A 19,491-nucleotide genomic window follows, 5' to 3' on the forward strand; every position below is an offset into this window, starting at 1 on the left:
CGTCACCTTGTCACATCGACGACAACTGCGTTGTGGACATTCTTCGTCGTTCCGTCCTGTACGAAAACGACAACCTTGAGGGCATCGCGATCGATGGCCGTTTTCTTGACGGGGAAGGTGAACTTCCGCTCCGCTTCAAAATCGGCCAGGTGTTTCTCAGCCGCAACCTCCGAGGCCTTGAGGTCGATTCCGAGCTGTCCCTCCAAGCCGGTCGTATCGGGAAACGTCATAAATTCCCGAACCACCATTTTGTGGAATAACAACCCGTTTCCGCCCTTATGCACCACCTCGTTTTCCACAAGTGCGACATGAACATCGGCGCCGGTGACCGCCCGGTCGGCTGAAAAAGTGATGGTGATCGAGTCACCGTCCAGTTTGGCGGACGCCGTCAGCTTGACAGGGGGTGTTTCAGCAACCAAAGATCGGATTTCCCCGGCATATTGGGCATATTTTCCTTCTGCCTGGGCCCGGCCGCCGCCCCCGCCGTGTTTTCTTTGGCCGTCGAAAAACGTCGTCGGCGTGCTGTTGACGCCGTAAAACCCGGCTCTCATGTCGGTGGCATGGTTCTGCATCGGATCGGGACCCGGAATGGGAAGATGATACTGGAGAACAGCGACGTATTTGGGCTCGAAGGACTCAAGAAGGCCATCGAAACCAAGGTCGGCACCGACACAGGGAGGGCATTCCGAACCGGTGAAGAGTTCGGCCAGAACGGTCTTGCCGGTCCATTCCTTGTCCAAACGAAAATGCTCGACCTCGTAGGGGATTTCACGTTGCCGGGTTTCCAGAATTTTCGCAAAATCGCCGGCATCGCCAAAGAGCTTTTCGTGAAGATCCCGGGCTTTTTCGGCGGAATCCTCATAACTCTCAACGGCCGCTTCAAGATAGGCCTCATAGGCCTCCCGGGTTTTTCCGAGACCTTCAAAGACCCGGCCGCTGATATGGAAAAAGTTTTTGTCTTTCTGTCCATCCGCCTCGGCATACATCTCCAGGGCGGCCGTGGCTTTTTCCGGGTGACCCTCATTGAGATGGGCCAGGGCCTGCGGAAGACGGATATTGGCCGCATAGATCCCGGCATATCGGATCTGGTCGTCCTTGAACGATTTCAAAACGTCCGGGTCACGGGAGAGGACCTGCAGAGTCTCGGCATAGTCCTGGACGGCCCGGGTGACGGCAGGCTTTTCGAAGAGGGGGAGATTCCGGTGGCGAACAATGTCCGTGGCGGAGACATAGAGATAGACGATCCGGCCGAACACATCGTCGGTTTCCAAACGGGCTTTCTGAAGCTCCAAAACAGATTCGACGTCCGTACTCAATCCGATCCGGGCATTCAGAATGGCGTTGTCGAAGGCGGCCCCCATGATGCTTCCGGGATAGGCCGTCTTGATCCGCTCGAGCTCGGCAATGCGGGCGTTCAGATCTTCGATCTGGATCGCTTCCATGAACTCCGCGTATTCCGGAGGCCGGGCCGGCCTCTGCTGGGCTGATGCCGGAATCAACATTAGAATCAGACCCAGGGCGGCCCAGGCTGCCGTCATTTTCAGCTTGCGATTCATGATCTTCTCCTTTCCTCTTTTTGACTCGATAAAATATTTCCGGGTGCGGCGTTAAAGATATTCCGTTCTTCCCGATTGACCAAGGGCCTGAACGATGTCCCGGACTTCCTGGTCCCGATCGCGGGGACAGATCAAAAGAACGTCTCCGGCATCGACCACGACGAGATCCCGGACTCCGACGAGGGCTGTAAGTTTCCGGGGATTGTAAACCAGGCATCCGGAAGCGTCAAGAATGATCGTCTCCCCCCGTGCGCTGTTTCCCGAGCGATCGGCAGGCCAGATCTCCGCAAGCGAAGACCAGGCGCCGACGTCGGACCAGCCGAAATCGCCGCGGCAGACATAAACACCCCGCGCTTTCTCCATCAGGGCATAATCGATGGAGATGGACGGAATGTCATCGAAGACCGATTGCAGCGCGGACCGGTTGCGGCGCTTCAGGGCGGCGAGCATGCGTTCCCAGAAAGGATACATTTCGGGCGCATGAATTCTCAGTTTGCCGGCAAAGACATCGGCCCGCCAGAGGAACATGCCCGAGTTCCAGGCGTGCCCGCCGGCGGCCAGAAAACGCCGGGCCTTGGCCAAAGCCGGCTTTTCCTTGAAGGCCAGCACGTCATAAAACGCCTCGCCGCGGCGCATCAGGGGATCTTTGTCGCGATAGTGGATATATCCATAGCCTGTCGCCGGATAGGCCGGGGGAATACCGAAAGTGACGATTCGGTCGCCCCGGGCGGCGATATCAGCGCCGGCCCGGAGTTTTTTCAAAAAGCGTTTTCCGTCGCGGATCAGGTGGTCGGCCGGAAGGGCGGCCACAACCGCCTCCGGATTGTCGATATAAATCCGGGCCGTGGCCAGCATGAGCGAAGGCGCCGTGTTCCGGGCCCGCGGCTCGATGAGATAGTTTTTGGAGGGAAGACCCGGCAGAAGCTTCCGGATGGTCTTCGTCTGGGCCGCCCCGGCCACGGTGAAGATGTTCTCCCGAGAAACGAGCGGGAGAATCCGATCCGCCGTCTCCTCGAGCATGGATTTCGCGCTGACAATGTCCAGAAACTGCTTGGCCCGACTCGCCCGGCTGAGCGGCCAGAACCGGGTGCCGCTGCCCCCGGCCATGATGACGGCTCTCAAGTCAGCCATTGCCCAGCTTCCGAATGACCGCCTCGAGAATCCCCCGGACCTCTTTCTCGATGGCCTCGAGTTGTTCGGGCGTGTCCGCTTCAAAACGCAAAACGAGAACGGCCTGGGTATTGGACGCCCGGACAAGACCCCAACCGCCGGGAAAGGAGGCCCGAACGCCGTCGATGTCGATGACTTCGTGTTCCTTGGCCAGTTCCTCGCGTACGGCATCGACAATGGCGAATTTCATTTCGTCCGAAGCATAAACCCGGATCTCCGGCGTGGTGTAGGTTTTCGGCAACTCATCGACCATCTCGGAGAGCCGTTTATTCGACCGCGACAGGATTTCGAAGAGGCGGGCCGAGGCATAGACGGCATCGTCGAATCCGAACCAGCGGTCGGCGAAAAAGATGTGCCCGCTCATTTCACCGGCCAGAGGGGCGCCCAATTCCTTTATTTTTTTCTTGATCAGTGAGTGGCCCGTCTTCCACATGACGGGTTTTCCGCCGAGCCGGGCCACCTCCTCATAGAGGACCTTGGAGGCCTTGACTTCGGAGATGATGGGGGCTCCGGGATAGCGGGCCAGAATATCCCGGGACAGGATCGCCAAAAGCTGGTCTCCCCAAATGAGCCGCCCGGTGTCGTCCACGGCCCCGATCCGGTCGCCGTCGCCGTCGTAGCCGACGCCCAGATCGGCGCCCGTTTCCCGGACTTTGGCGATGAGGTCCTCCATGGCCTCCGGGACGGTCGGGTCGGCATGGTGATTGGGAAAACGGCCGTCGATATCGCAGTACAATGCGATGACCTCGCAGCCGAGTCTCCTGAAAAGAGGAACCGCGACAACGCCGGCCGTGCCGTTCCCGGCATCCACAACGACCTTGAGTTTTCGATCGATTCGAATGTTTTCGGCGACATAGTCCATGTAAATCGGGATGATATCCAAGGTGTCTCTGGTGCCTTCACCGATCTTGAAACCGCCCGCATCCACGATCCGTCGAAGCTCCTGGATGCTGGGTCCATAGAGCGCATCACGGCCGGACATGATCTTGAAACCGTTGTGTTCCGGGGGATTGTGGGAGCCGGTGATCATCACGCCCGCTTCCTTGTTCATGTGAAAGATGGTGAAATAAAGAAGCGGCGTGGGGATGACGCCGAGATCGGTCACGTTGCATCCCGTGGCCGTCAACCCCCGCGTGAGGGCCACGGCGAATTCAGGCGAACTGATCCGGCCGTCCCGGCCCACGGCGACTTCACGTTGGCCGCGATCGAGGAAATAAGTGCCCATGGCCCGGCCCAGGGTTTCCACGACGGCCTCATCGAGATCCTTTCCGACAATCCCCCGAATATCGTATTCCCTGAAAATACTCGGATTCATCTTCATAAAATCCTCCTTCTTATTGAACCGGATCCGGAACCGGCGCGGCCGGCTTCCCGATTTCCGTAATCCGGGCGCAGAGCCCGTCCCATTTGCCCTGGGCCTTGAGAATGAACTCGATAAACTCCCGGACGGCCCCCCGGCCTCCCGGCAGAAAACAGACATAGTGGCAACGCGCTTTGACTTCGGCGGACGCATCGCCCACGGCGCCGGCCAGTCCGGCCTGCTCAAGAACGGGCAGGTCGCCGAGATCGTCGCCGATGAAGGCGACCTGCTCCGGCATCAACTCGTGTTTTTCGAGAATCGCTTTGAAGGCGCCTCGCTTATCCAAGGCGCCCTGATAGACATCCTTGATGCCCAGCCTGTCCGCTCTTCCCACCAGGGCTTGTGATGTCTTTCCGGTGATGATTCCGGTTTTGATCCCGGCCGCGCCGGCCATCAGAATGCCCAGTCCGTCGCGGACATGATAGCTCTTGAGCTCCGTCCCGTCGGGCTGAACACAGAGCGTCCCGTCCGTGAGCGTCCCGTCGACGTCCATGAGAATCATGGCGATCCGGCGGGCCCGTTCCGCGGCATCCATCAAAACATCTCCGTGCGCCACAGGTCGTGCAGGTGAATCAACCCTTCGATTCGGCCGTCGCATCCCTTGATGACGAGAGAGGTGATTTTTTTCTTCTCCATGATGTTCAAGGCCTGCGTCGCAAGTTCATTCCGGCCGATGGTCTGAGGATTCTGCGTCATGCATTGTCCGGCCGTTTTGTTGAGAATTCGTCCTTTGTATCGACGGAGCGTGCGCCGGAGATCGCCGTCGGTGATGATTCCGACCAGCCGGCCTTCTTCGTCCACCACGCAGGTCATGCCGAGTTTCTTGCCCGTCATCTCCTCGATGGCCTCTTTCATCGGTGTCGAAGCCCGAACACAGGGGATGGTCCGGCCGCGATGCATGAGATTTTCCACTTTGATAAGCTTTCGGCCGGCCTGGCCTTTGGGATGGACAACGGCAAAATCATCTTCTCCGAGACCCTTGTTTTTCATGACCGCCAAAGCCAGCGCGTCCCCCAGGGCCAGAGTCGCCGTCGACGAGGCCGTCGGGATGATATTTCCCGGCCCGGCCTCTCTGTCCACACGGGCATTGAGGACGATATCGCTGTGCCGGGCGAGCCGGGATTTGGAATCGCCGGTTGCGGCGATCAGCTTGACGCCGATGCGCTTGATGAAATCCAGGAGATCGAGGATTTCCCGAGTTTCCCCGCTGTAGGAGATCGCAATCACCACATCGTCCTTGAGAATGACGCCCAGGTCGCCGTGTCCGGCTTCGGCCGGATGAAGGAAGACGGCCGGTGTTCCGCAGCTCGTCAGAGTGGCCGCCATCTTTCGCCCCACAAGGCCCGACTTGCCCATTCCGAGGACGATGACCCGGGCTTTCGCCCGGCTCAGGAGTTCCACTGCCGAAGAGAAATCGGCCCCGAGGCGCAGACTCAAGGCGGCCACCGAGGCGGCTTCGATGTTCAGAACTTCGCGGCCGGCGGCGACAATTTCCTTTTTTGTCATGTCATGGGACTTCTTGGGGACGGCGGGGGTCATGACTCTCCCCCGAGGACGGCCTTCCGGATATTCATGAGCATGGACAAAAGATCATATAAATCTTTTATATTCAATGAGTTGCCTCCGTCCGAAAGAGCCCGGTCGGGCTGATCGTGGACTTCGACGAAAAGCGCGTCGGCGCCGGCGGCCGTTCCGGCCGCGGCCACGGTGGGAATGAATTCGGCGTCGCCGCCGGAGCGATCGCCCTCACCGCCCGGCCGTTGAATGCTATGGGTGGCATCGACGGCCACGGGACATCCCAGTTTTTTCATGATGGGAATCGAACGGACATCGAAAACGAGATTGTGATAGCCGAAGCAGGCGCCCCGTTCGGTCAGGATGGCCTTATCGTTTCCCTGGTCGAGGACCTTGTCCAGGACATGTTTCATGTCCTCGGGCGCCATGAACTGCCCTTTCTTCAAGTTGAGTGGTTTTCCCGTGCGGGCCGCCCGGACGACCAGGTCGGTCTGGCGGATGAGAAGGGCGGGGATTTGAATGACGTCCAGCACTTCGGCCGCCGGATCCACCTGGCCGGTCTCGTGAACATCGGAGAGAACAGGCACGCCGAGGGTCTCCTTCACGCGTTGCAGAACGGCCAAGCCTTCTTTCAATCCCGGTCCCCGGAAGGATTTTCCCGATGTCCTGTTGGCCTTGTCGTAAGAGGCTTTGAAAATGAACGGCATCTTCAGCCGAACGCAGATGTCCTTGATCGATCCGGCCAGGGCCAGGGCATGGTCCTCGCTTTCGATAACGCAGGGGCCGGCGATAAGAGCCTGAGGCCGCCGCCCGCCCAGGACCACGCCCTCAGCGATGGGGATTTCTTTTGAGACGATTGGCATGGCATGCTCCAATGAAAGCCTTGAAAAGAGGATGAGGATCCAGGGGTTTCGACAGAAATTCCGGATGAAACTGGCAGGCCAGAAACCAGGGATGATTCCGAAGCTCGATGATTTCCACAAGGCCGTAATCGGGATTGACTCCGGAAAAAACCAGCCCGGCCCCGGCCAGGATGTCTTCATATTCCGGGTTGAATTCGTAACGGTGGCGATGGCGCTCCTGAGTGACGGTTTTGCCGTAGGCTTTGAAGGCCAGGGTATTTTTTTTCAGCCGGCAGAGATATCGGCCCCGGCGCATGGTTCCGCCCAGATCGCAGTCCCGCGACAGTTCGCGCCACATAGTGATGATTTTGTGAGGCGTCCCCGGGTCGAACTCCGTGCTGTTGGCGGCCTTGAGCCCGGCTGCATTCCGCGCATATTCGATCGCGGCAACCTGCATGCCCAGACAGATGCCGAAGTACGGGACGCTTTTTTTTCGGGCATACGATACGGCCCGGATTTTGCCTTCGATGCCGCGTATCCCGAAACCGCCGGGCACAAGAATGCCGTCCATCCCTTTAAGAACTCTCGCCGGATCTTTTTTTTCCAGTTCCTCGGATTCGATCCAGTCGATGCGGACCTTGACGTTGTTGGCCAATCCGCCGTGGTCCAGAGCCTGATTGAGGCTGATGTAGGAATCGTGAAGTCCGGCATATTTTCCGACCATGGCGATGCGGACCTCATCCCGCAGACTTTGGATTTTCCGAACCAGACCGCGCCATTTGGACAGGTTTGGTTTTCCCGGCGCAAGATGAAGAAGCCGGAGGAGAATCCCGTCCAGGTTCTCTTTGGCGAAATTGAGAGGGATTTCAAGGATGTTTCCGGCATCCCGGGCGGCGATGACGGCTTCAAGAGGAACGTTGGTGAACAGAGCGATCTTCGCCTTCAGTTCATTGGGCAAAGCCCGGTCGGTTCGGCAGAGGAGAATATCGGGCTGAATCCCGATAGCCCGGAGTTCCCGGACACTGTGCTGCGTGGGTTTGGATTTGAGTTCCCCAGAGGCTCCAACATAGGGAATCAAAGTCAGGTGAACGAATATGGTGTTTTCCGGACCGAGTACCAGGCGCATTTGACGGGTCGCCTCGAGAAACGGCAGGCTTTCGATGTCGCCTGCCGTTCCGCCGATTTCCACAATGACGACGTCATGGCCTTCGGATACGGCTTTGAATCTTTCCCGGATTTCGTCCGTGACATGGGGAATGACCTGGACGGTCTTGCCCAGAAACTCCCCTTTTCTTTCCTTGCGGATGATGGATTCATAGATTTGTCCGGCCGTCCAGTTGTGGGCCTGGGTCGTTCGGGTGGAGGTGAAACGTTCGTAATGGCCGAGGTCGAGATCGGTTTCGGCGCCGTCGTCCGTGACATAGACTTCCCCATGCTGGAAGGGACTCATGGTCCCCGGATCGATGTTGAGGTAGGGGTCGAATTTCTGGATCGTGATCTTGTAACCGTGACTTTCGAGAAGCAGGCCGATGGAAGCCGAGGCGATGCCTTTACCCAATCCGGAAATCACACCGCCCGTCACAAAAACGTATTTGCTCATGGTTCTCCCGCGTCGAGGATCCTTTCAATTTCGACGATATCCCCAGGGACATCGACGCCCCGCGAGGGGGTTTGAGTTTCGATCATGCGGATGCGGAAACCGTTTTCCAGCGCTCTCAGTTGTTCGAGATTTTCGCTGATTTCCAAGGGAGAAGGATCGATCCGCGCGAAAGCCTCCAGAACCCCTCTTTGAAAGGCGTAGATCCCGATATGCTGATAAAAACCGTCGACGGCGCGAAAAGGGATCGCCGCCCGGGAAAAATAAAGCGCGTATCCGTTCTTGTCGGCCACAACTTTGACCCGATTCTCATCGTGAATGGATTGTGTTTCGCATACGCGGATCATCAGAGAGGCCATGGACGTTTTTTCATCCTGAAGAGCCTGGACCAGTTTGTCGATATCCCGGCCGTCGAGCAGAGGCTCATCTCCCTGGATATTGACCACGATCGGGCTGTCAAAAGCCGCCGCCGCCTCGGCCGCTCTTTCCGTTCCCGAGCGATGATGCGGAGATGTCATGACGACCGGAGCGCCGAATGAGCGGCAGGCTTCGGCGATTCTCCCATCGTCGGTCGCCACAATAATGCGGTCAAGGGAATTCGCGCTTTTTGCCGCCTCGTAGACTCTCCGGATCATCGGTTGACCGTGAATGAGAGCCAGGGGTTTTCCGGGGAACCGGCTGGATTCAAACCGGGCCGGGATGATGCCGAGGGCTTTCTTCAAGATTTTTCGGCTCCCGGTTTTACCTCGGTCGTGCTTTTTCCGGCGCCGGGCCGGTCCGTCGTCTGACAACTGGCTTCCAGATAGGCACCCTCTTCAACCATGAGCCGGGGCGTCACGATACTCCCGAAGACCCGGCCCCGGTTGTGAATTTCCACTTTCTCAACCGCCTGGATGTTGCCTTTGATTTCGCCGTTGATGATGATTTGGCCGACCTTGACATCGGCTTCCACCTTGCCCTTTTCGCCGATGATGAGAAGAGAGTCCGAGTTAATGGTGCCCTGGAACTGACCCTCGATTCTGAAAGAGCCCTTGAAGGACAAATCCCCCTTGAGATGGGTTTCCTGGTCGATCAGTCCGGCCAGCTTGGTTTCGTTGAATTCCCTGGGTTTGTCTTTCATGAGAATTCTCCTTTTATTCTGGAAAAAATGGTATTGAGATCATCCATGGAATAGAAATAGATTTTGACCACACCCTTGTTGCGGTTGCCCGAGATGAGCACCTTGGTTCCCAAGGATTTGACCATGTCCTCCTGGACGGCATTGAGGTCGGGATCCTCGAGAGGTCTCTGGATTCTCGGCGCTCTTTCCTTGAGGCGGTTGACAAGTTTTTCCGTATTCCGAACGGAAAGATTTTGATCCATGATTTTCCGGAACGCCTCCTCCTGAACCCCGGGGTCATCCAAAGCGAGAATGGATCGGGCGTGCCCCATGGAAATCCGCCCCTGTTCAAGAGCAACCCGGATATCTTCCGGCAACTTGAGAAGGCGAAGGGTGTTGGCTACGGAAGACCTGTCCATCCCGACTTTCTCCGCCAATTGCTGTTGGGTGTATCCCAATTCCTGAATGAGCCTTTGGTAGGCTCGGGCGACTTCAAGCGGATTGAGATTTTCCCGATGGAGGTTTTCGATCAGAGAAATCTCCATCTGCTTGTCTTCAGCAATGGACCGGACAAGGACCGGCACGCGCCTCAAACCGGCCAGACGCGCAGCCCTCCAACGCCTTTCCCCGACAATGATCTTGAACGAATCACCATCGGGAACGGCCAGAATGGGTTGGACGATGCCCGATTCCCTGATGGACTGGGCCAGCTCCTCGATGGTCGCCTCGTCAAATTGAGTCCTCGGCTGGGCCGGATTCGGCCGGAGGCGTTCAATTTCGATTTCAGCATAGCGCTCGTCCTTGAGAATTCCGAATTCTTCCGGGATAAAGGCGCCCAAACCTTTTCCCAATGCTTTTTTCATCATCTTTTCATCAACTCCTCCGCAAGATCCAGGTAAGCTGCGGCACCCTTGGACTTTATATCATAAAGCAACACGGATTTGCCAAAACTCGGCGCTTCCGCCAGCTTGATGCTTCTCGGAACGATGGTCTCGAACATCACGGACCCCAGCGATTTTCGAATTTCATCGGCCACCTGTTTGGACAGGTTGGTTCTTTCGTCGTACATGGTCAGGACAATTCCCGCCACCGCCAGCTTGGGATTGAAATATGTCCGGACCGTATCGAGGGTTTGGAAAAGATCGGGGATGCCTTCCATGCAAAAAAATTCAGTCTGAACGGGAATGATCAGGGAATCGGCGGCCGTCAGAGCATTGATTGTCAGAAAACCCAGAGACGGCGGGCAGTCGATCAGAATGTAATTGAAGAACCGGCGGACGCTTTCCAGGGCACTGCCCAGACGCGTCTCACGGGACTCCTGGGGAAAAAGCTCGGCTTCAAAGCCGGAAAGCTCCGGAGAACAGGGGCATAGATAACAGTTTTCAACTTCCGTGCCCTGAACCAGGCTCATGACATCGGCGCCGTTCATCATGGCTTCGTAAATGCCTGTGTTCGGCGTCTTGGCCTTGCCAAGCCCCAAGGTGGCCATGCCCTGGGGATCAAAATCGACAAGAAGCGTTCTCCGGTTCCTGAGCGCGAGAGCCGCAGCCAGATTAATCGCCGTCGTGGTCTTCCCGACACCACCTTTCTGATTGGCAACAGCCATGATCTTATTCATGTTCCCTCGGTGTTTCACGTGAAACATTTCGGCGCGGGGATGTGTTCTTTCGATGGCGAGATTGAAGGAAAAAAGAAAGATTGGCCATGGCGGCCGGCGTCATCCAGGGGAGGCCGGCGGCCTCGCCGATTGTGGCGGGCCTGGCTGCGGCCAGCTTTTCGGCGACTTCCCGGCTTAGCCCCGGAACAGTCGGATATTCCAGATCCGAAGGGATTTTCATTCTGTCCGCCCCGGCAACCCGAATCATTTCCCGATCCTGTTTCTTGAGATAACCCTCATACTTGACTTCGGATTCAATACTTCTCATGTCTTCGTCACTCAGGGGTGTGGAAACTTCGGCATATTCTAGCACACTCCGGATTCCAATTTCAGGTTTTTTCAGGAATTGCCGAAGAGAAATCGTCTGATTGTCGATTTTGATTTTTTTCTTGCGAAGAAGATCCAACGTTTCCCGCAACCTGGCCTGCCTTTCCTCGAAGCGCACGAAAGCTTTTTCGTCGATAAGGCCGAGGGATTTTCCGTAGCCCGTCAACCGGGTGTCGGCATTGTCGATCCGCAGCCTCAGCCGATGTTCGGCTCTCGAAGTAAAAAGACGATAGGGCTCATCCACGCCTTTGGTGACCAGATCATTCACCAGAACCCCGATATAGGCTTCCTCGCGGCCGAGGACAAAAGGCTTCGCCCCGGATATTTTTAACGCGGCATTGATCCCGGCCATAAGCCCCTGGGCGGCGGCCTCTTCATAGCCCGATGTGCCGTTGATCTGGCCGGCAAGATATAAGCCTTGAATTTTCTTCGTCTCCAGGCTGGAAAGAAGTTCCGCCGGCGATACGGCATCGTATTCGATTCCGTAAGCCGGTCTCAGAATCCGGGCCTCTTCAAGGCCGTCGATGGTTTTCAAGATTTTTGTCTGAACGTCATAGGGGAGACTGGAGGACAACCCGTTGACATATATTTCCGTGGTTTCGAGCCCCTCGGGTTCCAGAAAAACCTGGTGGCGACGGTGATGGGGGAACTTGACCACTTTGTCTTCGATGGAAGGGCAATATCGGGGGCCGACTCCCGCGATTTTTCCGCTGTAGAGAGGTGATCTGTCGAGATTGGCCCGAATCAAGTCATGCGTGGCCTCGCTGGTGTAACCGGCATGGCAGAGAACGCGGTTTTCGAGACGGCCTTCGGTGCGGAAAGAAAAAGGGACAGGTTCTTCGTCCCCCGCCTGGGCTTCAAACCGGCTCCAATCCACGCTTCGCCCGTCGATGCGCATGGGCGTTCCCGTTTTCAGGCGCATGTTCTTAAACCCCAGCCTCCGAATGTCCTCGGCCAATTCCATGGCCGGCGGCTCATTGGCCCGGCCGGCGGGGTAGCTGTTCAGTCCGATGTGGATGATTCCGTTCATGAAAGTTCCCGGGGAAAGGATCACCGCACGGGCGGAAAGCCGGGTTCCGTCGATCAGCCGTACACCAGCCGCATGACCTTTATCAATCAGGATCTCGGAGACGATGCCCTGAAAAAGAGTCAACCCCGGAGTCTCCTCAAGACGCCTTTTCATGGCCAGGCGGTAGTCAGCTTTATCGCATTGGGCTCTCGGAGCTTGAACAGCGCCGCCCCGGCTGCGATTGAGAAGCCGGAAATGAATGCCGGTCTCATCCGCCAGAAGGCCCATGAGTCCGCCCAGCGCATCGATCTCCCGAACAAGATGTCCCTTGGCCAAACCGCCGATCGCCGGGTTGCAGGACATCTGGGCGATCGTCTCGAGATGAATGGTCGCCAGGCAGACCCGGTGCCCCATGGCGCTTGAGGCGGCGGCGGCCTCGCACCCGGCATGGCCCGCGCCGATAACGATGATATCAAAATCGCAGCCGTTTTCGGACCTGGGCAAGCGCATCATTTACCGACACAAAACCGGTTGAAAATGTCCTCGAGGATCTCCTCGTCCCGGATTTCTCCCGTCAAGCGTCCGATCAGCGGAAGGGTTTGCCGGATCTCTTCCGCGACGATATCCTCGGAATGTCCCGAGCGGAGAAGCGCCTCGGCCCGTCCGAGAGCATCTCCGATATCCTGAAAGACGGTCTTTTGCCGGCCGTGGAGAATCATTTCTTCCTCGAAGCCTTCGGGAGCGGAAAAAACGGAAAGGATCGTCTCCCGGAGTTGTTTCAGGTTCGATCCGCAGAGAGCCGAGATTTCGAGAGCCGGGGCTCCAGGTCTTGTCGCCTTGAGGCTTTCGATATCCGCAACCGCCGGAAGATCGGATTTGTTAAAGATGAGAACCGCTTTTTTCTCCGGACAAAATGTCAGGATATCGAAATCGTTCCGGGTCTCTTTTCGGGATCTGTCGAGGACGATGAGAAGGCCGTCCGCACCGGATGCCAGATCCCGGCTTTTTTCGATTCCGGTTTTTTCCGCCGGATTCGAAGGTCGTCCCCAACCCGCCGTATCCACTAAGTTAAAGAGCGTTCGATCGGCGGCCCATTTTTCTCTGATAAAATCCCGGGTGGTCCCCGGCTGCGGCGTAACAATGGCCCTCTCTTCTCCCAATAGGGCATTGAAAAGCGTGGATTTCCCCGTATTGCGCCCGCCGGCAAGAACCAGCGTGACCCCTTCGACCAGGGACCGGCCGGCCTCGTATGTTCCGACGAGGGCGGAGACATCGGCTGACAAAGCGGCCAGGCCGTCAGCCGGCGATGCCGGCTTCAAGCCGATGTCGTCATCGGGAAATTCGATCGCGGCTTCGATGCCGGCCAGAGCATCGATGAGGCCCCGGCGGATGGCGGCGATCCGTCCAGACAGGCTTCCGGCCAGTTGGCGGGAAGCCAGCCTGGCTTGTGTCAGAGTCTCGGCACCGATCAGATCGTTCAGAGCTTCCGCCTGAAGAAGATCCATCCTCCCATTGGCAAAGGCCCGAAACGTGAATTCCCCGGCTGCGGCGGACCTTGCCCCGGCCTTGATTCCCAGGCGCACGGCTTCTTCGACGACGACGGGGCTGCCGTGGCAGAAGATCTCCACGACATCTTCTCCGGTATAGGATCGGGGCGCCCGAAAATGGACGGCAAAGGCGGAATCGCCGAAAGCCTCCCGTCCGCTCGGCCCGAGTTTTCCGAAAATCAGCCGGCGAACGGGAAAATCCCGGAGTTTTCGCGGCGCGGACGGGCGGAAGATTTTCATGGCGATGGAAAGCGCCTTCCGGCCGCTCAAACGAATGACCGCCAGCCCGCCTCGTCCGGGAGGCGTGGCGACAGCGATAATCGTGTCCCCGTTTGGATATCTCATGGCTCAACTCCCCGGCCGGGCCGGAAAAGGAACGGCACGGGTTGCGGAACGGTTATTTGGCTCGGCGAAAGTCCTGGGCGTTCCGTTTGTGTTCCGAGAAGACTTTCATTTTTTTCAGAAAGCCTTCGCCGAGACTTTCCGTCGTCACGCCCGGGATTTGATTGACCGCGATATGGACGATGCGCCGCTCGTAGGGGTTCATGAAATCCAAAACTTCGTCACGGCCGGTCTCGGCGACCTGCCGGGCCACGCTATGGGCAAAGTCCCTCAATCGGTTCTCTTTTCTCTTCCTGAAGAACTCGCAATCCACCTGGACTTTGACCTGGGAGATTTTGTTCAAAACATGCTGGATGGCCAGAAGAAGCGTCCCTTCCTCGCGGAGAAGCAGCGCTTTGTCGGGACCGTTAAAAATGACATAGACCATCCCATTGCGTTTTTTGACCTGATACGACAACTCCAGAGGAAAAACGTCTTTCAGCCGGTCGAGGAAATTCTCGATCGTGTCTTCCTCGGATTCCTTTTTCGGCCAGGCCCGGATGACGATTTCCTTGGCCTTGATTCCGAAAAGCCGGGTCTTTTCGGCCACGATCTCATAATAGAATTGCTCGCGCGGCAGTTTCATCCGGTGTTCGGCCAGGCTGATCGCCTCCTCAAGATTGCGGCCCTTGAACTCGCGCTTTTCGTCCGCCTGGGAAACCACAGCGGCGTTATTTTCTTTTTCCATGGCTTTCTCTTTTTTTCTTGGCCATCATCTTGTTCATAAGAGCCTGCTGGCCGATCTGGAGAACATTGGACGTCAACCAATACAAGACAAGACCGCTTTGGAAACTCAGGAAAAACACCGTCATAACGACGGGCATGATCATCATCATTCTTGCCTGGGCGGGATCGGCGGACGTGGGCGTCATTTTCATGGAAACGAACTGCGTGGCGCCCATCAGAAGAGGCGTGACGTAGAAAGGATCCATGACGGACAAGTCCTTGATCCAGAAGATGAAGGGGCTGTGACGGAATTCCACCGCCACCGTCAGCATTCGGAAAAATCCCCAGAAGATGGGAAGCTGAATGAGCATCGGCAGGCATCCCCCGGCGGGATTGACGCCGTGTTGCTTATAGAGCTTCATCATTTCTTCGTTCATCTGGCGTCTCTGCCCGATGTCCTGTTTGGCTTTTTTGTATTTCGAACGCAGGGCTTTGATCTTCGGCTGCAACTCGGCCATTTTGGCCATGGATTTCGAAGAACTGTAAGTCAGAGGGAAGAAGAGAATCTTGACGACAATGGTCATGATGATAATGGCAAAGCCCCAGTTGGGGACAAGCCCGTGAAAAAACCGAATGCCGATGAGAAGGATTTCCGCGATCGATCCGAAAAACCCGAAATTGATAAGGGCCTTGGCGTTGTGACCGAAAGCCTTCAGCCTGTCGATCTCCTTCGGCCCGATGTAAGCCATGACCGGCCCGCTGACGGCCAGGAAATAGTCCGGTCCGTCCTCGGCGGGCCGGAGCTCGAAAACGGCCGTCCCCCGCTGATTCCCGACCAGGAACATGGCGGCGAAATAATTGTCTTCATAAGCGGCCCACTCGACGAAATTGAAGGCGCTTCTCTCGGCCTTGTACTTTCTTTCGTCCATGCGATGAACCTTCCCGCCGGAGAAGACGGCGGCTCCCGAAGCGGCGCTGAATCGCTGTTTCAGCTCTTCCGGGGTCGGATTGCCGAGGCCGGGACCCCAAATGACCGCAAGGGGAACTTCCCGCCCGTCTTTCCAGACCCGGATATTCATATCCATGGCATACGTGCCGCCGGAAAAGACAAAGCGCTTTTCAGCCCGGATACCTTTTCCATCGGAATACTCAAATTCGACTTCCGCGATTCGGCCTTCGGAAATATTGAGAGATGTCTGCGAGACCCGGTAGTAGGCGGTGTTCAAAATCCGATCCAGTTCTTCGTCCCCGGTTCGGACGGCAAAAGGAAATGTCCCTTTTTCGGCCGCTTCCAGGGGAACCATGTCAAGCGCTTGCTTTTCCCCTTCCCGCCCTTTGACGGCCCGTGCCTTGTGTTCCTTGAGTTTCCAGCTCGTCAGAATGCCGCCGCGGTTGCTCCAAACGGCACTGTAAAGAGGCGTCTCGACCAGGACGGTTTCTTCCTGTGCCGCGGAAACCGCGCCCGCGATTTCAGGCTCGGCGGGTTCCTGGATTTTCAATGCGGGAGCCGGGGCCTCCGTTTCAGCCGGCGCATCCTGAGCCCAGGGGATGTCCGGCGCGGCCACCGTTTCCTGGGGGCGGCGGGCCGCCTCGGGAGGCGGCTTGACGAAAAACGCCTGGTAAAGCACCAGAACCACAAAAGAAAGCCCGATGGCCAGGATGAGTCTTTTTTCCATATCTAAACCTCTCAGGGAACGTGATCGATACCGCCTTCATGGAAGGGATGGCATTTCATCAATCTCCGGACGGCCAGCCAGGACCCCTTGGCCAATCCGTGCTTGGCGATGGCCTCCGAAGCATAATCCGAGCAACTGGGAAAAAACCGGCAGCGGACGCCCAACAGCGGAGAAAACATTTTTTTATATCCTCGAAGCAGAAACAGGACTGCCTTTTTCATCCCCGGGCGCGTTTGCGCATGAACCCGGCCATGGCCAGAAAATCGGCATGTATCTCCCGCCATGAGGCGGAAGCCATGCTCGTCTTGGCGACAAACACCATATCCGTGGCTGCGGGCAACAAGTTCTTGTTCCGTCGAAAAAGACTTCTCATGCGTCTCTTGGCTTTGTTCCGGACAACAGCGCCGCCGACTTTTCGGGCGGCCACGAAAGCCGCTCTTGAATGTTCTAAGGGACCGGGCAGATAGACAATGTGGAAATACCGCCCTCGGCAACGCAATCCCCTGGAATAAACCGCAGAAATATCCTCTTTTTTCCTAAGCCGCGCCCGAAAAGACAGGCTTTCATCCAACGGCGATTCTTTTTCTTCCTTTTCGGCGGCGGCTCTTGATCACTTCCTGGCCGGATTTCGTCCTCATCCGAACTCGAAAACCATGAGTTTTTTTTCTTTTGCGATTGTTCGGCTGAAATGTTCTTTTCATGATGTTCTATGTCCTCGGGGAATTAGGAATGTATGATAATTGAATATGTTACGCTCTGTCAAGAACGAAAACGACAAATCCGAGGCTTTATCGATTGACGGGAGAAGCGGTTTCCTTTATACTGAGGGCGAATGAATCCTATTAAAGTCGGGGATAAGATCATTTATCCCAACCACGGACTTGGCTTTGTCGAAGCCATCGACCAGGCGACTCATAACGGAGAGACATTCAAGGTTTTCCACCTTCGTATCCTGTCCTCCAATGCTTTGGTTCTCCTGCCCGTATCGGTCTTCGCCGAAGTCGGCGTCCGGCGACCGATGGAGGAAAAGGCCGTCAAGAAGATTTTCTCCTACATCCGATCCTCTCCCGACGATATCATCATGAACTGGAAGGGGCGGTATAAAGAGCATATCGACCTCATGAAGTCCGGCACGCTCATGGGCACGGCCCAGGTTCTGAAAAGCCTGCACTGCCTGAACATGATCAAGCCCCTTTCCTATCGCGAGAAAAAAATGATGGAAAAAGCCAAGGAGCTTCTCGTCATCGAGATTTCGACGGCGTCCTGCCTGCCCAACAAAAAGATCGAAGAGAAGATCGAAGACGCCCTGTCGAAGTGCTTTCAGAATCATAAACATCGGGTCAACCACTGACCGGAATGATACTGACCGCCGTCCTTCTGTTCATAGCCTTTCTTGCCCTGAGCGCTCTTTTTTCCTCTTCGGAAACGGCCTTCATCGCCGTCAATCCCTACACACTCGCCTCCATGGAGGAAAAGGGCCAGAAACGGGCGACCCACATCCGCAAAGCTCTGGCCCGGGTCCAGGATCTCCTGGCCACGATCCTCATAGGAAATACCCTGGCCAATGCCGCAGCCGCATCCTTGGCCACATACATCTTCGTGTCTCTTTTTCCCGACAACCAGAACCAGGCCGTCGCGCTGGCAACCGTCGCCACCACGGCGCTTCTGCTTTTTTTCTCAGAACTCAATCCGAAAACCTACGCCGCCCATAATCCGCTCAAGGTGACCTACCTGGTCATTCATCCCATCCGATTTTTTAAACTGATTTTCTTTCCCCTGGCCAAAGGCTTTTCCGTCCTGTCCGGGATCGTTTTCCCGAAACTGACGTCCGAGGAAAACCCTCTGGCCCGAAAGCTCAATGAAGAGGAAATCCGTATTTTCCTGACTTCGGGAATCCGGGGAATGTCGAGCTTGAGGAAAAAAATGATCGCCGGCATCCTGGATATCAGCACACGGCCCGTCCGGGAAATCATGATCCCCCGACCCCAGGTTCGGGGCATCGAGATCAACACGCCTCTCAAGGACATCGCGGCCGCCATCCGGGATTCGGGGCATTCGCGCTTTCCCGTCTACACGGGGAGACTGGACAACATCGAAGGCGTCATTCACGCCAAGGACATCATCTCCAAGCTCTGCGACGTGGGGGATTTCGATATCCGAAGCGTTCTGCGGAAACCTTTCTTTATTCCGGAATTGGCTCCTCTCGAAAAAGCTCTTCTCCAGATGCAGGAAAAGGCCGTCCACATGGCTCTGGTTGTCGACGAATTCGGAACCATCGAGGGCCTCGTCACTCTCGAAGACATCATCGAGGAAATCACGGGGGATATCCACGACGAGTACGATATCCGTCCCGAGGACTGGCTCACGACTCTCGGGGGCAACGCCTACATCATGAAAGGCTCGGCATCCATCAAGCACGTGAATGAACGGCTCCCTTTGAAAATCCCCGAGAAAGCCGATTACACCACCCTGGCCGGATTTTTTCTCTATGAATTCGGCCGGTTGCCGAAAGAGGGCGACACTCTGATTTTCCGAAGCGACCGCTACACCGTCGAGAAAATGAACAAGCGTCACATCAGCCTCATCCGGGTGGAAACCGGGGTGTCCGGGGAATCGCCGTGAAAACCGCCGCGGTCAATAAAGCCGCCTCACATGAATACGAAATCCTGGAAACCTTCGAGGCCGGCATTGTGCTTCTCGGCAGCGAGGTCAAGTCCGTGAGAGAAGGGCGCGTCAGCCTCAAGGAGAGCTATGCCGATGTTCGGGACGGTGAAATCTTTCTTGTCAAATGCCATATCAGTCCCTACGAGGCGGCCAATATCTTCAACCACGAACCGCTGCGGGACCGCAAGCTTCTCTTGCACCGCCGGGAAATCCGGCGGCTGGCCGGAAAGATCCAGGAGCGCGGGCTGACCCTGATCCCGACCAAGGTGTTTTTCAATCCCAAAGGAAAAATTAAAGTCGTGCTCGGTCTCGGGCGCGGCAAAAAAGCCTACGAGAAGCGCGAAACGATCAAAAAGCGCGACGTGGACCGGGAGATTCGGGGGCATCTCAAGCGGACTCGTTAATAGAACGGGTCGGCTATCAAA

Annotated in this window: 21 protein-coding genes; 3 read left to right on the plus strand and 18 right to left on the minus strand. The window is 56.6% G+C overall.

Translation table 11 applies throughout. The features are described from left to right. Positions 1-2 precede the first annotated feature (2 nt). Genes SCM96_08945 through rpmH form a run of 18 tightly spaced genes read right to left on the minus strand, consistent with a single transcriptional unit; the run spans position 3 to position 17,103 of the window. Positions 3-1,556, minus strand: coding sequence for a hypothetical protein (locus SCM96_08945; GenBank protein ID MDW7760750.1), 1,554 nt, complete (start codon positions 1,554-1,556; stop codon positions 3-5). Positions 1,557-1,607: 51 nt separating this feature from the next. Further along, positions 1,608-2,687, minus strand: coding sequence for a sugar phosphate nucleotidyltransferase (locus tag SCM96_08950; GenBank protein ID MDW7760751.1), 1,080 nt, complete (start codon positions 2,685-2,687; stop codon positions 1,608-1,610). Further along, positions 2,680-4,047 (minus strand): phosphomannomutase/phosphoglucomutase, encoded by a 1,368-nt coding sequence (locus SCM96_08955; GenBank protein MDW7760752.1) that lies wholly within the window; start codon positions 4,045-4,047, stop codon positions 2,680-2,682. Before SCM96_08955 ends, SCM96_08950 begins: the two co-directional genes overlap by 8 nt. Positions 4,048-4,060: 13 nt before the next feature. Then, a complete protein-coding gene (locus SCM96_08960) occupies positions 4,061-4,621 on the minus strand; it encodes an HAD hydrolase family protein (GenBank protein MDW7760753.1) in 561 nt (186 codons plus the stop codon). Further along, entirely contained in the window at positions 4,621-5,592 is a 972-nt protein-coding gene (locus SCM96_08965) for a KpsF/GutQ family sugar-phosphate isomerase (GenBank protein ID MDW7760754.1), read from the minus strand. The genes SCM96_08960 and SCM96_08965 overlap by 1 nt, the downstream gene beginning before the upstream one ends. Positions 5,593-5,621: 29 nt before the next feature. Next, positions 5,622-6,464 (minus strand): 3-deoxy-8-phosphooctulonate synthase, encoded by an 843-nt coding sequence (kdsA, locus tag SCM96_08970; GenBank protein ID MDW7760755.1) that lies wholly within the window; start codon positions 6,462-6,464, stop codon positions 5,622-5,624. Next, positions 6,430-8,043 (minus strand): CTP synthase, encoded by a 1,614-nt coding sequence (locus tag SCM96_08975; protein ID MDW7760756.1) that lies wholly within the window; start codon positions 8,041-8,043, stop codon positions 6,430-6,432. The genes kdsA and SCM96_08975 overlap by 35 nt, the downstream gene beginning before the upstream one ends. Further along, positions 8,040-8,765 carry a 3-deoxy-manno-octulosonate cytidylyltransferase gene (gene kdsB / locus SCM96_08980; GenBank protein MDW7760757.1) on the minus strand — a complete coding sequence of 242 codons (726 nt, stop codon included), beginning with the start codon at positions 8,763-8,765 and terminating at the stop codon, positions 8,040-8,042. The genes SCM96_08975 and kdsB overlap by 4 nt, the downstream gene beginning before the upstream one ends. Further along, complete coding sequence (locus tag SCM96_08985) at positions 8,759-9,160, minus strand: polymer-forming cytoskeletal protein (protein ID MDW7760758.1); 402 nt, start codon at positions 9,158-9,160, stop codon at positions 8,759-8,761. The genes kdsB and SCM96_08985 overlap by 7 nt, the downstream gene beginning before the upstream one ends. Beyond that, complete coding sequence (locus tag SCM96_08990; GenBank protein ID MDW7760759.1) at positions 9,157-10,005, minus strand: ParB/RepB/Spo0J family partition protein; 849 nt, start codon at positions 10,003-10,005, stop codon at positions 9,157-9,159. The genes SCM96_08985 and SCM96_08990 overlap by 4 nt, the downstream gene beginning before the upstream one ends. Further along, entirely contained in the window at positions 10,002-10,757 is a 756-nt protein-coding gene (locus SCM96_08995; protein ID MDW7760760.1) for a ParA family protein, read from the minus strand. The genes SCM96_08990 and SCM96_08995 overlap by 4 nt, the downstream gene beginning before the upstream one ends. Beyond that, positions 10,750-12,645, minus strand: coding sequence for a tRNA uridine-5-carboxymethylaminomethyl(34) synthesis enzyme MnmG (gene mnmG / locus SCM96_09000; GenBank protein MDW7760761.1), 1,896 nt, complete (start codon positions 12,643-12,645; stop codon positions 10,750-10,752). Before mnmG ends, SCM96_08995 begins: the two co-directional genes overlap by 8 nt. Then, positions 12,642-14,024, minus strand: a complete 1,383-nt coding sequence (gene mnmE, locus SCM96_09005; protein MDW7760762.1) for a tRNA uridine-5-carboxymethylaminomethyl(34) synthesis GTPase MnmE — start codon at positions 14,022-14,024, stop codon at positions 12,642-12,644. The genes mnmG and mnmE overlap by 4 nt, the downstream gene beginning before the upstream one ends. Positions 14,025-14,076: 52 nt before the next feature. Further along, positions 14,077-14,748 carry a Jag N-terminal domain-containing protein gene (locus tag SCM96_09010; GenBank protein MDW7760763.1) on the minus strand — a complete coding sequence of 224 codons (672 nt, stop codon included), beginning with the start codon at positions 14,746-14,748 and terminating at the stop codon, positions 14,077-14,079. Further along, the gene (gene yidC / locus SCM96_09015; protein MDW7760764.1) at positions 14,732-16,402 is read right to left on the minus strand and encodes a membrane protein insertase YidC; all 1,671 of its coding nucleotides are present in this window, start codon (positions 16,400-16,402) and stop codon (positions 14,732-14,734) included. Before yidC ends, SCM96_09010 begins: the two co-directional genes overlap by 17 nt. 11 nt (positions 16,403-16,413) lie before the next feature. Further along, positions 16,414-16,623, minus strand: coding sequence for a membrane protein insertion efficiency factor YidD (gene yidD / locus SCM96_09020; protein ID MDW7760765.1), 210 nt, complete (start codon positions 16,621-16,623; stop codon positions 16,414-16,416). Next, positions 16,620-16,973: a ribonuclease P protein component gene (gene rnpA / locus SCM96_09025; GenBank protein MDW7760766.1), complete on the minus strand. Its 354-nt coding sequence runs from the start codon at positions 16,971-16,973 to the stop codon at positions 16,620-16,622. Before rnpA ends, yidD begins: the two co-directional genes overlap by 4 nt. Further along, positions 16,966-17,103 carry a 50S ribosomal protein L34 gene (gene rpmH, locus SCM96_09030; protein ID MDW7760767.1) on the minus strand — a complete coding sequence of 46 codons (138 nt, stop codon included), beginning with the start codon at positions 17,101-17,103 and terminating at the stop codon, positions 16,966-16,968. Before rpmH ends, rnpA begins: the two co-directional genes overlap by 8 nt. A 131-nt stretch (positions 17,104-17,234) precedes the next feature. Between rpmH and SCM96_09035 the strand changes: the two genes are divergently transcribed. The 3 genes from SCM96_09035 to smpB are packed head-to-tail and all read left to right on the plus strand — an operon-like array spanning position 17,235 to position 19,470. Then, complete coding sequence (locus SCM96_09035; protein ID MDW7760768.1) at positions 17,235-17,753, plus strand: CarD family transcriptional regulator; 519 nt, start codon at positions 17,235-17,237, stop codon at positions 17,751-17,753. 5 nt (positions 17,754-17,758) lie between these two features. Beyond that, positions 17,759-19,024: a hemolysin family protein gene (locus SCM96_09040; protein ID MDW7760769.1), complete on the plus strand. Its 1,266-nt coding sequence runs from the start codon at positions 17,759-17,761 to the stop codon at positions 19,022-19,024. Further along, positions 19,021-19,470: an SsrA-binding protein SmpB gene (gene smpB, locus SCM96_09045; protein ID MDW7760770.1), complete on the plus strand. Its 450-nt coding sequence runs from the start codon at positions 19,021-19,023 to the stop codon at positions 19,468-19,470. Before SCM96_09040 ends, smpB begins: the two co-directional genes overlap by 4 nt. Positions 19,471-19,491: the final 21 nt, after the last annotated feature.

The sequence above is a fragment of the Acidobacteriota bacterium genome (genome assembly GCA_033549365.1).
GTDB lineage: Bacteria > Acidobacteriota > Aminicenantia > Aminicenantales > Saccharicenantaceae > JAWSUF01.